Below are 11,973 nucleotides of genomic sequence, written 5' to 3' on the forward strand. Positions count from 1 at the left end.
TAGGATTAATTTTAGTAAACGTAACTTTAATTATAGGAATATTTTATAATGTATATCAGATGTATCATGTTTTTCTAGATGGTCTAGATGGTACTAATGTTGCTCAAAAGAATTTTAATATTGCTCAAAAGAATTTTAATAAGCAGAGTTTACCTAGTATAGCTTTATCAAAAACCCACAATAATGTGATTATAATTTTATTAGATAATTTCTCCGGTTGGTTTATGCCAATTGTGTTAGAGAGGAATCCTGCTTTAAAAAAAGAACTTAGTGGCTTTACTTATTATAGAAATGCGGCTGCAGTCGGAATTCATACCTTAAGTAATATGCCAGCAATTATGGGGGGTTATAATTATTTAATAACTGCTATGAATAAAAATCCTGCTAAAAGTAATATTATAAAAGTAACTGAGGCTTGGGAAGTATTACCATATAACTTTAAACAATCCAATTATGAAGTTAATGTATTACGACCTCCTTATATTAAGTGTGCTAACTATAAATATGTAAGTAAATGCTTTGAAAATTCTGCTTTTCATCCTGTGAGAAATCATTATAAATCTAAGGACTTTATGCAAAATAAAGGAGATGTTCTAAAATCGTTAATTTTTTTGAGTTTTATTAAACCGCTACCCAATGAATTTAGAAAAATTATCTATAAAGCTATTCAAAGACTTACACTTGATAGTAGATTGGATGGTGTATATTATGAGTTAGAAACACTTAAGGTTTTACCTGAAATTAGCACAACTATTGCTAGGCAGGCTACCTTTACTTATATTCATAATGAATTACCCCACGATCCTGGGATTAATACTAAGGGAGAGGTTGGACATATTAGAGTTTTATCTGAAAGAGATAAAGTTGATTTTCACAAATTAAAGATCGCCACTTATTATTATACTGCAGAAAAGTCCATACTAGTTGTAGCAGATTGGCTGAAATGGCTAAAGCAACAAGGAGTTTACCATAATACTTATATTGTGATTTTATCAGACCACGGTGCTAGATTATCTTACCAGTCTCCTCATTTACAAAAAGGGCACAAACATGCAATTGATTCATTATTTTTAGTAAAAGGTTTTGATGCTCAGAATAATCTTAAAATTACTAAAGAGTTTCTTATCACCGCAGATTTACCGCACAAGTTATGTAAGGAAGTTTTAGGTAAAAATTGTATAGATCCCTCTACTAATGAAAATATTATGATTCGTTTGCCAAAACAGGAAGTAACTACAGGAACATCTATTAAATGGAATTTTGATCTACAGACAAACCAGAATGTTTTTGATATAGGGAATATTATTAAACTTTTTCCTGAGATGTTTAAACCCTAATTCTGAAGGAATATTTCTGTAGTAGAATCAAAGCTTACCTGAATACTTATGAGAATTATAATGGAATATATCTCCTGTAGAGGGATGCCCTGTTACTAGAGCTCTTATTAGAACCACTATTGAGACGCCAACCGAGGATCTTATAATAGATCTCTATAAATTCCTCTTTGATCCCTATAACTTCACCTCTCACATAAACTTATAAAAGAAAGGATTAAGATTTGATGCCATTATTCAGTACTGGTATTGCTCTTTGAAAGAGACTTATGTTACATTTTTCTAAAATTTCCAAATATTTATTATTAGGAAACCTAATAACGGAATACTTATTGTTATCCTTTGCCTTATCTTCTATTTTTTTAAGAATATAATTTAGCTTCTTAAAAAGATTTGCTATAATAAAGACCAAAGAGTAGTAGATTTAGTTATTAGGGTTGGTATTTCTATTACTATACAACATAGCTATTAAGAAGCAATAGGTAGGCTTAACCGGTGAAGCAGATATGGAAAAAGTTACTTATTTAAATATAGAGATAAAAGATAGTAAGCAAAGAATAGATAGATTTTTGCTTGGTAAGTATAAGTTTCTCTCGCATACCCTTGTTGCAAAACTTCTTAGGGACGGTCAAATCAGGGTTAATTCTAAAAGAGCTAAACTCAATTATTATTTAGAAGTAGGGGATAATCTTAGAATTCCACCCTTAGAGAAATATCAGAAATTTGCTGAGACTAAACCCAAAGTAACAATAATAATTACTAAAGAGCAAATTAAAACTATTCTGGCAAGTGTTATTTATAAAGATGATGAGGTAATTGTTCTCAATAAACCGGCAAATTTAGCAGTGCAAGGTGGTACCAATGTAGGATTTAACTTAGATGTAGCACTGGAATACTTAAATTTTAATAATACTGAAAAACCTAAATTGGTACATAGATTAGATAAAGAAACTACAGGAGTGATAATTTTAGCAAGAAATCGTTTTGCTGCAGATAACTTACTTAAACAATTTCAGAATAAAGTTATTAGGAAAGAATATATATGCTTAAGTTTTAACAAACCTATTTTGAAGGAAGGAATTATTAATCTTCCCCTAAATAAACAAGGGCTTAAGGTTGTAGTAGATAAAGAACACGGAAAGGAGGCAATTACTAAATATAACAGCCTAGCAGGAGGTGATTCAGCTACTTTGTTGGGAGTAGAGCCATTAACCGGGAGAACACATCAGATTAGAGTTCATTTAAGTGCTAAATTACAATGTCCGATTGTGGGAGATTATCAATATGGTTTTAGAAAAAATTCTAAACTTAATTTTAATCAGAATAAGTTATATTTACATGCTAGAGCAATTGAGTTTTTAGGGATTAATGGTAATAAAATTAGAGTTGTCGCCCCGCTTGATCCGGAGTTTCAACAGGCACTGAATTATTTAGCAATAGAATTTAAGCTTTAAATTAAGCCTGTAAATATGAGTAATCAAGCTAGCACTATTCAAAGCCAATTATTAAATTATCTATACTATGATGTGTTATTATATTTTGATGAGAAAACAGATCTCATAACTTTGCAACAAAAAGAGTGGCAACCCTTGATAGATAAATTTAATGCAGAATTTAAGCTAAAACTACAGGCAACTTATAGTTTTGAATTGAACTATCCTAAGGAGTCTTTTAACGTCGTAGCAAGTATTTTAGATAAGTTGAATCTTCAACAAAGCTCTTTACTACTACTAATAACTAAAAACTTAAATTCTTTTATTTTAGCTTATTTTGTATTTAAGAAAGAATTAGCGGTTAGTTTAGCTTATGAGACATCTCTGCTACATTTAAGGTATCAACAAAATTTGTATGGTAAAGATTTAGCCGAAGAACAAAGCTTAGAGCAATATTTACAAGAATTACGAAATATTACGGATAGTATTATTAAATAACTGTCATTTAAACAGGACATGTATCTTTAATCCGGTGGTTATCTAAAGGACATAGTACGGAGTACCGTTGCCAAACCATATAAAAAGTTAGAATTATAATAATATAAAGGTTAAGTTGTTTAGAATAATAGAACTCTGTATTTTAAGTAACAACACTACTTAAACACACAGTATCTAGTTAAAAGGTAGAAGTATTATTTAAAGAAATAATTTTAGTAAGCCAAGTGTTAAAAAGAGGGCATTGTTCTCTAATTCTTTCAATCCCAATAGACTTGGTAATAATATGACCTAACAGGGTTTTTCTATAACCTTTAAAAAGCTTACTAATCCGTTTAGAAGGGGCAGTGGCAAAGGAATTATTAATTTTCTCAGGTTGTTTACCGTTCATCTCACGTGTAAAGGCTATCTTACATGCCGAGCGATGCAACTCTTCTTGGTACAAATTATTACATATTACGCTAACATCGGAAAATAATAAGGTTTCAAACTCATATACTTGTACATATGGGAAAATAGTTTTTTATTAGCTATAATAGGATTAGTTTTAATTTGATGTAAAAGTTGGGTAGGAGTTTCATTCTGTAACATACCTTGGAAACCGTAAAAGTCATATAAAGAAGTAACATAATTATATTGATAAGATAATAAATTTAAGGTTTGTGCAACTCTGTGAATAGTAACATTTCCCCCTAAAACTAAGGGTTCTCCCACAAAAATATTATACTTTTGTAAATACTCCGCTAATACATATTTTACAAAATAACCCTCGGTTTGTCCATCTACAGAGAAATCTAAACTTAGTTGTTTTATCACTGTACTTTTTTTCATATATTCTTTATCCTATATACACAGAAATCTTATATTTTCTTCTATTTTTCCTCATAAATTTTTGTAAAGACACTAATGCTACGCTTAAGCAAATTTTTTATACTACTCTTTCACTAATGTTAGTTATTTCATACCTTAAAATTTTAAAAACAGATATATAATTATACGCCATTATACTTCTAGCCTTTTATAAGAAACTTTGTAAAAAAGTATCTGAAATACTATACTGACATAGCATAACTTTATTAGGAAAATTTTTACAAAGGAGTTCCTCCGATAATATTCATTTTCCAAAGTTCAGCTATACTGTAGTGTTGTAACCATTCTTCATATAAAGTTTTATCAAGGGTACTAATATGGGTTTCGCCTGTTTCTTTATTCATATTAAATACGTGAAAAGTTTGCACTTTAGCCTTGTTAAGTAAGAGTGGTGATTGGGTAGTAAGAATAATTTGGTTATCTTCTGCATAGGTAGTAATTAAATCAGATAAAATTTCTAAATCAAAGGGATGTAAGCCGATTTCTGGTTCTTCTAATAATACTAAGGATGGTCTTAATTCTAAGGGCATGCTTAAAATAGTAACTAATGTGAAGAAACGAATACTCCCATCGGAGGCACTGCGAGCTAAAATAGCTTTTTCTGAAAAACTTGAAAACCATTTTAAATATAGCTTATCAGTATCTTTATGCACATCAAAACAAAAATCCCGAAAAATCGGAATAATCATCCTTAGGGTATACATGATATTGCGGTAATGATAAGCATAATTATTTTTTAAATTATAAATGTACTGTTGCTAGATTAGTACCGTTTTTATCTAGAATTAATTGATCTCCTTCTTCAATGCCAGAGGTTCTATCATTAAAAAATTTGTTATTATAAAAATTATAAATTAAGATATGTTCTAAATAACGAACCGTAGCTAATTCTTTTTTAGTGATTGCCTGTTTTTTTAATAGTAATTCTTGCTAATCATTAATAAAATAAGTTTTTTTAGTATTTACACTAATGTTTTTAAAAGTTTCACCGCTAACATGAAAGATTTCTTTATTACTATAACTTAGGGTGTATTCATAACTAAGTAGAGTTTTATCGGAATCTTGTAAAATTATCTTAAAAAAGATTTTATTTTCCTGATTCCATTTATAAATCAGATTTAAAGAATCATTGCTTTTATTTTGTAAATAAGCATGTAAAGATTCTTTAGTGGTTGTAGATAAAAAATCCAAGATACTTAGAAAGTTTGATTTCCCTGAGCCGTTTGCTCCGATTAAAATATTTAAATTACTTAGATTATGTAACTTCAATGTCTGGAAGTTTTTAAAGTTATTAATTTCTAAGGAAGTAAGAATTGACATATCAGTAGCTTAGGAATTATTGTATAATGATGCTAAGCTCATTATACAATAGGTAAGTTAGGAGAAGCAATTAAATTGCATTCTCTAATCTTATTGTTTAGCTTAACATAAGAGTTACTATTAACAGAACAATTAGTGTATTGGTATATAATTAGTGATAAGAGGGTTCTATATAGGTTAAAAAAGTTATGAAAAAAAAGGAAAGAAAATATGAAGCATAAAGAGCCGGAGCATATTGCTAAAGTGGTGGAGAGTATTTTTAAATTATCTTTTAAAAATCAGGATCAATTTTTGTTAAAAATTATTGAAAATTGGGAGTTAATTATACCATTGAATTGGATGTCTATTTCAATGCCTTCTAAACTAATGTGGCAAAAGAACACCGCTATCTTATATGTAAAAATTAAAAATAGTAGTACTGCTAATTTACTAATGTATGATACTTTCTCTGTAATACAAAGCCTTAATAAACTCTTAGGGTATAAGGTAATTAGCAAAATATACTTTATAGAGGGGCATTTTTAGGCAGATATTTTAAAGGAAAAATTAAAAGAAGCAAGGCAGTCTCTATCTAAGGAACAGGTTTTTTGATACATATTCTATAATGATTTTTCCTCATACCTTTTTTTACCAATTTCCTCAGTGGTATCTAAAAAGATTCTTCAGAATTATAAATTATTTTATTGCTCAAAAATATTTTTATTTGTTATAATAATCACAGTAATTTCTAGTATAGGGTTAGTAAAATCATGTTGAAATTTGTAAAAATATGGGTAATATTCCTTAGTTTAGGCAGTTTAGCCGTTGCTAATATTAATAGAATATCCTTAGGTAAAGAAAATGCACCTGTTACTATGTATTACTTCTTTTCTTTGGCTTGTTTGCATTGTGCTACTATGCATAATAATGTTTTTCCGGAATTACAAAAGAATTATATAAGTCAAGGGCTTCTAAGGGTAGTGTTTATTGATATGCCAGCAGGTGGAGAAGCAGTTTTAGCTGCACATGCTATGTTGTATAAGACTAATGGAATCAAACAATACGAATCTTTAATTGCATTGTATTTTAAAAATCAAAAATCCTGGTACTCCGGTAAAGATGCTGTGGCTTCAGTATTGTCTTATGCTAAGTTAGTGGGAATTCCTCAGAGCAAACTGGCTAACTTTACAGTTAAAAATGATAAATTTGTTAAAGAATTGTATACAGAAGCAATAGGGTATTCTAAAGCATTAAATATAGAAGGTACTCCTACAACTTATTTTACCTCAGGCAGTAAGTTACCAACTTTAAAAGATGTTAGTTTAGTAGGAGTTGCTAGCTATGCCCAAGTAGAAGCTCAAATTCAGAAATTGTTAAATAAGTAATTAATATGCATTCAAAAAAACTCAAAAGTTTAAGTGTCAAAATTAAAGAATTAGAAGCCAAGTATACTTATCCTAATAATACTAAGAAAAATGAGAGTAACTCTTATAAATTAGCTATGAATATAATTTTAGAATTATTTGCAGGAGTTATGGTAGGGTTAGGGATTGGTTATGCTGTTGATAGTTTTTTTAATACCAAACCTTGGGGATTAATAATTTTTCTTTTATTCGGCTTTGTCGCCGGCTTCTTAAATTTGTATAGATATATCAAAAAGGAACTATAATGGATACTCAACATGGAGCTTAATCCCTTAGCACAATTTCAAGTAAAGTCTTTTGGTAATTTTAGTGTGGCTAATATAGATTTAGCTTTTACTAATTCTGCTTTTTTTATGTGTGTCTCGGTGATTTGTATAATTATCTTTTTTTATATATCATTTAAAAAAAGTGCTGTAATTCCTTATAAAATGCAAATATTAGCAGAACTTAGTTATGAATTTGTAGGAAATTTAGCTAAAGATAATATTGGGAATGAAAAGGCTAAACAATTTTTTCCACTCATTTATTCAATTTTTTTATTTATTCTATTTAGTAATTTAGTAGGAAATCTACCTTTTACTTTTTCTATTACTGGTCAGACCGTAGTTACTCTAACAATTTCTATGTTTATTTTTTGTCTTGCTACGATTTATGGTTTATTTAGGCATGGATTAAGATTTTTTAAAATCTTTTATCCTGAGGGTATCCCCTTAATTTTAGCCCCTTTAATTGTCCCAGCCGAAATCATATCTTATTTTGCTAAAGCGGTAAGTATGGGGATTAGGTTATTTGCTAATGTGATGGCTGGGCATTTAATGTTGAGTATTTTTGCGGGATTTGTGTTCTCACTGGGAATTTTCGGAATTCTTCCTCTATTGTTAACTACTGCGTTAATAGGGTTTGAATTATTTGTTGCGTTTTTACAGGCTTATATTTTTACAGTTTTAAGCTGTATTTTTATAGGTGATGTGGTAAATTTGCATTAAATTAGTAATAAAATAAAAAGGAGTAACAATGGTTGACGTTGAATTAATACATGCAATATCCGGTAGTGCAAAATACTTAGCAGCAGGTATTGCTATGCTTGCTATGGGTGGGGTTGGGATGGGAATAGGAAGAATTTTTAGTTCTTTTATTTCTGAGCTCTCAAGAAATCCTGGGGCTAGAAAAATCCTATTTACTTATTCCTTAATCGGAGTAGCTTTAACAGAGACTATGGCTCTCTATGTTTTAGTTATAGTATTTATTATTTTATTTTCTTAACAATACTAATAAATATATACATTATTATGCTGAGAGTTGTAAAATTTTTTGGAATAACCCTAATGCTAGTACATAGTAATTTGGTAATTGCTGCGGAAGGAATTACACAAAGTAAGGGCTTGCCGCAACTGGATTTTTCTAAGTATCCTCAACAAATATTTTGGTTAGTCATTTGTTTTAGTATTTTATATTTAGTAATGCATTATATTTTTGTACCTAAAATTTATGCTGTTAAGCATAAACGGCAGGAAAGAATTGTTCTAAATATTGAAAAATCTACGAAAATTAAAAAAGAAATTGAATTTATGGAAGTTAAAATTCACAACAGCTTAAAACAAGCTCAACAAGAAGCTAAAGCCATTATTGATAATAGCACTTTGCAAACAGCCACAGTGTATAAAGAGAGAATGGAGAATCTCTTAGTAACCCAGAGAGATAAAAAAATAGAATTTGATCATGCAATGTTGCTAATTAAACGTGAATTTAATAATAAACTACAGAGTGAAACCTTGGCTTTAAGTAAAGATTTAATGAAGGTAGTAGGGCTTGAATTTAAACAAGAGGATGTAGAAGTTGCTGTAAAAGAATCTTTAGCAAAATTAGAACCTATAAAATCAATTCAGGTAAAGTCGGAAATAAAAAAATCTGGACCTATAAAATTAGCAACACCGGCAACAAATCCAACAGATAAGACAGTAGATCAGGTAAAAGCAAAACCTGTAAAGTTAGATCCTAAAGGAAAATTATAATGTTAAGTTTATTAGAACATGAAGTTTTTTGGGAATTTTTAGCTTTTCTCTTATTTTGTGGGCTTGCAGGTAAAAAAATTTATATTTTAGTTCTAGATTTAATTAATGATAGTATTAAGTCTATTAGGCAGGAAATTGAAAGTGCTGAAAATCTGCATAGTGAGGCAATAAAATTATTAGATACCACCAAAGATAATCTTAATAAATTGAATAAACGTACTGAGAAAATTATTGAGATGGCTCAACACAAAGCTAGCAGACATTCTGAGTTGTTTAGTGAGAAAATTTCCGCCCAAATTAAAAATAGTAAAAAATCTTTTATAGAGTATCTCAATATAGAGAAAAACAAACAAATTTATAATCTACAATATAATCTAGTAGATACTGCAATTAATACTGTAGAAAGTTTACTTAAGAATAAATTGGATGATGCTCAACATGGAGAAATTTTGAATAAATCTATAGCAAATTTTTCACAGGCAATTCAAAAGTTTAATGAGCGGTAATAGTTTCGGAAAAATCTTTATAATTACTACTTTTGGCGAAAGTCACGGGGAAGGAATCGGTGTGATTGTAGATGGGGTTCCCTCAAATTTAGCAATCAGTGAAGAAGAGATCCAAATAGCCTTAGATGAACGTAGAACTAATAAAAATATTTACACTACTAAACGTGCTGAACCTGATAAAATAAACATTTTATCAGGTGTCTTTGAGGGGAAAACTTTAGGTACACCTATTGCTTTATTCATTGCCAATAGTGATCAAAAAAGTGCAGATTATCAACACTTAAAAGAGGTATTTCGTCCTAATCATGCTGATTTTACCTATCAAGAAAAATTCAGAATTAGAGATTATCGGGGTGGAGGTAGAGCAAGTGCTAGGGAAACTGTTGCCAGAGTTGCTGCAGGAGCCATAGCCTCTAAAATATTATTAGCAAAAAATATTCAGTTAAAAGGTGGGGTAATATCAATCGGAGGAATTAGAATTCCTAAGGAAGAAATTAACTTTGAAGAAGTCTTTAATAATGATTTTTTTGCACCTACACAGAATACTAAATTTTTAGCAACTTGGCATAATTTATTACAAACAGTTCAGGCAGAAAATGATTCTTTAGGAGCTATCATTGAATTACAAGTTAAAAATATGCCTGTAGGCTTGGGTGAACCTGTGTTTGATAAACTAGATGCGGAAATTGCCAAAGCTATTATGAGTATTCCGGCTGTTAAAGCCGTTGAAATAGGTGAGGGCTTTGCTTTAGGTAATGCTAGGGGTTCTGCTGTAAAAGATGAAATGAGAGTTCAGAATAATTCTGTAAATTTTTTAAATAATCATAGCGGAGGTATTTTAGGTGGGATCAGTAATGGCGATGATCTTATTGTACGTTTTGCAGTAAAACCTACTAGTTCTATTGGTATCAGTCAACAAACTATTGATAAAAATATGTTAAATACCAAAATTACAGTTAAAGGTAGACATGATTCTTGTGTAGGTATTAGAGCAGTGCCGGTAGGGAAAGCTATGCTATCTTTAGTAATAGCCGATAGTCTGCTAAGAGATAGAGCTCGCAAAACATTTAATGATAAAATATAAGATAGTATGATTAGCATAAAATAGCTATAAAATACTTTTTGAATAGCATAAGCTAATATTTTAAATTAAAATTTCTTAAAAGTTTTAGTTAATAGATTCAAGGTAGGAGTCCTTATTCAAATGGCAAAAAATACAGATGTACAACCAGTTTATGAAATCAATAATATACAAGTATCGAATCCTAAAAATCAAGATATAGTTATTTATGCACATCCTAAAGATACTATTAATTTGGATATGAACCTTGATAATGCTAAAAAAGAGATAGTTAACGGCGATTTAGTAATTTATACTCCTACAGGGAAAATCATTACTATCTCAAACTATGCACTCATGGCAATTGAAGGTAATTCTCCTGTTTTAGCCGGTAAAAGCGGAAGTATTTATAGTGGATTGAATTTATTAAGTGCTCAGGGTTATATGAGTAGTGAGGAACCTGATAAACTTATAACCTTTAGAAAGATTTCCTCACCGGAGACTAATGCTGTTGTGGGACAAGATCTAAGCTCAGCTAAACAGCAAGATAAGGATGACAAATCTGAAGCTAACAAAATGGGTGAATTATTTACGGAGGAGCAAAATATTATTCCGCAATTCGGAGCTTTTTTCCAAGACCATGTAATTAAAACCTTAGGACATTCTTCTGATTTAATAAAAGATATTGATGTTATTTACCACTATAACAATAACTTACAATATACTCGTAGTTTTGATGATAACGAGCCTACTATAGTAGAAAAAGTTAAGCCGGGATTTGTAGCCCATTATGGTGCATTAACTCAGGAGAATAAAGATTTACTCGGATTAGTAGGAGATAAACATGCTATAAAATTATTACATGGCGGTGGTTCCTTAAATGATGAAAATGATTTTTATACTATGTATATACCGCAAGTGATAGATCTTGCTAAAGATGCAGGAGGAAGAGGGTTACATTTAACAGTAAATAATGAAAATACCATTAGACGGGAATTAGTAATAACTTTTACAAATCCTGCGGTCAATGCTGAAATATTATCCCTGTATGGGATACCCAGAGGATTAACCTTAAAAACCGATAATGCTAATATAGAAATAAATACAGGGGGTGGGACAGGAGGAATCCAAACATGGGTTATTAAAAATAATTCTGGAGTTGGAAATGTAACCTTTTATGTGGAATATGAAGCAGGAGATGTCTCTTTAAACAATACAACTTTTGTAGTTGATCTAGATATATTAGGTATAAATACAGCTAAAAATTCTTTGTTAACTGGAAATACGAAATTTAAGTTAAACTTTCAACCGGTTTATGGAGAAGATGATATAAAGAATCATGAAACAGTTACTTGGACTCTCTCTACAAGGTTTGATCCTTTGGAAGTACTTTTAACTAATAATGATGACATTGTAATTGGCGGTAAAGGAGATAATTCTTACTTGCTTTTTGCAGGTGATGATGAATTTGAGAGTTTGTTTGGAAATGATACCGTATACATGAGTTCTGGCAAGAAGATCGGAAGAGCGTCGTGTAGGG

At 30.2% G+C, this 11,973-nt stretch carries 15 protein-coding genes; 11 read left to right on the forward strand and 4 right to left on the reverse strand.

The features are described from left to right. The 3 genes from ACQCX0_RS02135 to ACQCX0_RS02145 form a co-directional block, all read left to right on the forward strand. Positions 1-1,337 (forward strand): sulfatase-like hydrolase/transferase (locus ACQCX0_RS02135; protein WP_462562512.1); only part of this gene is annotated, 1,337 nt, incomplete at its 5' end. 503 nt (positions 1,338-1,840) lie between these two features. Further along, entirely contained in the window at positions 1,841-2,788 is a 948-nt protein-coding gene (locus tag ACQCX0_RS02140; RefSeq protein WP_462562513.1) for an RluA family pseudouridine synthase, read from the forward strand. 15 nt (positions 2,789-2,803) lie between these two features. Then, positions 2,804-3,265, forward strand: a complete 462-nt coding sequence (locus ACQCX0_RS02145; RefSeq protein WP_462562514.1) for a hypothetical protein — start codon at positions 2,804-2,806, stop codon at positions 3,263-3,265. Between the two features lie 178 nt (positions 3,266-3,443). Here the strand turns inward: ACQCX0_RS02145 and ACQCX0_RS02150 are convergent, their stop codons facing one another. The 4 genes from ACQCX0_RS02150 to ACQCX0_RS02165 all read right to left on the reverse strand — a co-directional run bounded on the left by ACQCX0_RS02150 (position 3,444) and on the right by ACQCX0_RS02165 (position 5,452). Further along, the gene (locus ACQCX0_RS02150) at positions 3,444-3,779 is read right to left on the reverse strand and encodes a DUF4276 family protein (RefSeq protein WP_462562527.1); all 336 of its coding nucleotides are present in this window, start codon (positions 3,777-3,779) and stop codon (positions 3,444-3,446) included. Beyond that, on the reverse strand, positions 3,719-4,093 hold the full coding sequence (locus tag ACQCX0_RS02155; protein WP_462562515.1) for a hypothetical protein: 375 nt from the start codon (positions 4,091-4,093) through the stop codon (positions 3,719-3,721). The genes ACQCX0_RS02150 and ACQCX0_RS02155 overlap by 61 nt, the downstream gene beginning before the upstream one ends. Before the next feature lie 257 nt (positions 4,094-4,350). Further along, positions 4,351-4,836 carry an AAA family ATPase gene (locus ACQCX0_RS02160; protein ID WP_462562516.1) on the reverse strand — a complete coding sequence of 162 codons (486 nt, stop codon included), beginning with the start codon at positions 4,834-4,836 and terminating at the stop codon, positions 4,351-4,353. Between the two features lie 226 nt (positions 4,837-5,062). Next, complete coding sequence (locus ACQCX0_RS02165; protein ID WP_462562517.1) at positions 5,063-5,452, reverse strand: AAA family ATPase; 390 nt, start codon at positions 5,450-5,452, stop codon at positions 5,063-5,065. Positions 5,453-5,662: 210 nt separating this feature from the next. Here ACQCX0_RS02165 and ACQCX0_RS02170 point away from each other — a divergent pair, with 210 nt between their 5' ends. From ACQCX0_RS02170 to aroC, 8 genes are all read left to right on the forward strand, one after another. Beyond that, positions 5,663-5,977, forward strand: coding sequence for a DciA family protein (locus ACQCX0_RS02170; protein WP_462562518.1), 315 nt, complete (start codon positions 5,663-5,665; stop codon positions 5,975-5,977). Positions 5,978-6,201: 224 nt separating this feature from the next. Further along, positions 6,202-6,816, forward strand: coding sequence for a thioredoxin domain-containing protein (locus ACQCX0_RS02175; RefSeq protein ID WP_462562519.1), 615 nt, complete (start codon positions 6,202-6,204; stop codon positions 6,814-6,816). Positions 6,817-6,821: 5 nt separating this feature from the next. Beyond that, positions 6,822-7,100 (forward strand): AtpZ/AtpI family protein, encoded by a 279-nt coding sequence (locus ACQCX0_RS02180; RefSeq protein WP_462562520.1) that lies wholly within the window; start codon positions 6,822-6,824, stop codon positions 7,098-7,100. A gap of 12 nt (positions 7,101-7,112) precedes the next feature. Continuing rightward, complete coding sequence (locus ACQCX0_RS02185; protein ID WP_462562521.1) at positions 7,113-7,841, forward strand: F0F1 ATP synthase subunit A; 729 nt, start codon at positions 7,113-7,115, stop codon at positions 7,839-7,841. A gap of 28 nt (positions 7,842-7,869) precedes the next feature. Further along, positions 7,870-8,118 (forward strand): ATP synthase subunit C family protein, encoded by a 249-nt coding sequence (locus ACQCX0_RS02190; protein ID WP_462562522.1) that lies wholly within the window; start codon positions 7,870-7,872, stop codon positions 8,116-8,118. A 62-nt stretch (positions 8,119-8,180) separates the two neighbouring features. Next, positions 8,181-8,867: a F0F1 ATP synthase subunit B family protein gene (locus ACQCX0_RS02195; RefSeq protein WP_462562523.1), complete on the forward strand. Its 687-nt coding sequence runs from the start codon at positions 8,181-8,183 to the stop codon at positions 8,865-8,867. Beyond that, on the forward strand, positions 8,867-9,373 hold the full coding sequence (locus ACQCX0_RS02200; RefSeq protein WP_462562524.1) for a F0F1 ATP synthase subunit B family protein: 507 nt from the start codon (positions 8,867-8,869) through the stop codon (positions 9,371-9,373). The genes ACQCX0_RS02195 and ACQCX0_RS02200 overlap by 1 nt, the downstream gene beginning before the upstream one ends. Next, positions 9,363-10,457, forward strand: coding sequence for a chorismate synthase (gene aroC / locus ACQCX0_RS02205; protein ID WP_462562525.1), 1,095 nt, complete (start codon positions 9,363-9,365; stop codon positions 10,455-10,457). Before ACQCX0_RS02200 ends, aroC begins: the two co-directional genes overlap by 11 nt. Positions 10,458-11,973 lie beyond the last annotated feature (1,516 nt).

The sequence above is a fragment of the Candidatus Hepatincolaceae symbiont of Strigamia maritima genome (assembly GCF_055505085.1).

What these genes read in the sequence shown, in the direction of transcription:
- ACQCX0_RS02165 (WP_462562517.1), bottom strand. Translation starts at nt 5,452, where the DNA reads ATGTCAATTCTTACTTCCTTAGAAATTAATAACTTTAAAAACTTCCAG.
- ACQCX0_RS02155 (WP_462562515.1), bottom strand. Translation starts at nt 4,093, where the DNA reads ATGAAAAAAAGTACAGTGATAAAACAACTAAGTTTAGATTTCTCTGTA.
- ACQCX0_RS02195 (WP_462562523.1), top strand. Translation starts at nt 8,181, where the DNA reads ATGCTAGTACATAGTAATTTGGTAATTGCTGCGGAAGGAATTACACAA.
- ACQCX0_RS02140 (WP_462562513.1), top strand. Translation starts at nt 1,841, where the DNA reads ATGGAAAAAGTTACTTATTTAAATATAGAGATAAAAGATAGTAAGCAA.
- ACQCX0_RS02145 (WP_462562514.1), top strand. Translation starts at nt 2,804, where the DNA reads ATGAGTAATCAAGCTAGCACTATTCAAAGCCAATTATTAAATTATCTA.
- ACQCX0_RS02175 (WP_462562519.1), top strand. Translation starts at nt 6,202, where the DNA reads ATGTTGAAATTTGTAAAAATATGGGTAATATTCCTTAGTTTAGGCAGT.
- ACQCX0_RS02170 (WP_462562518.1), top strand. Translation starts at nt 5,663, where the DNA reads ATGAAGCATAAAGAGCCGGAGCATATTGCTAAAGTGGTGGAGAGTATT.
- ACQCX0_RS02200 (WP_462562524.1), top strand. Translation starts at nt 8,867, where the DNA reads ATGTTAAGTTTATTAGAACATGAAGTTTTTTGGGAATTTTTAGCTTTT.
- ACQCX0_RS02180 (WP_462562520.1), top strand. Translation starts at nt 6,822, where the DNA reads ATGCATTCAAAAAAACTCAAAAGTTTAAGTGTCAAAATTAAAGAATTA.
- ACQCX0_RS02190 (WP_462562522.1), top strand. Translation starts at nt 7,870, where the DNA reads ATGGTTGACGTTGAATTAATACATGCAATATCCGGTAGTGCAAAATAC.
- ACQCX0_RS02160 (WP_462562516.1), bottom strand. Translation starts at nt 4,836, where the DNA reads ATGTATACCCTAAGGATGATTATTCCGATTTTTCGGGATTTTTGTTTT.
- aroC (WP_462562525.1), top strand. Translation starts at nt 9,363, where the DNA reads ATGAGCGGTAATAGTTTCGGAAAAATCTTTATAATTACTACTTTTGGC.
- ACQCX0_RS02185 (WP_462562521.1), top strand. Translation starts at nt 7,113, where the DNA reads ATGGAGCTTAATCCCTTAGCACAATTTCAAGTAAAGTCTTTTGGTAAT.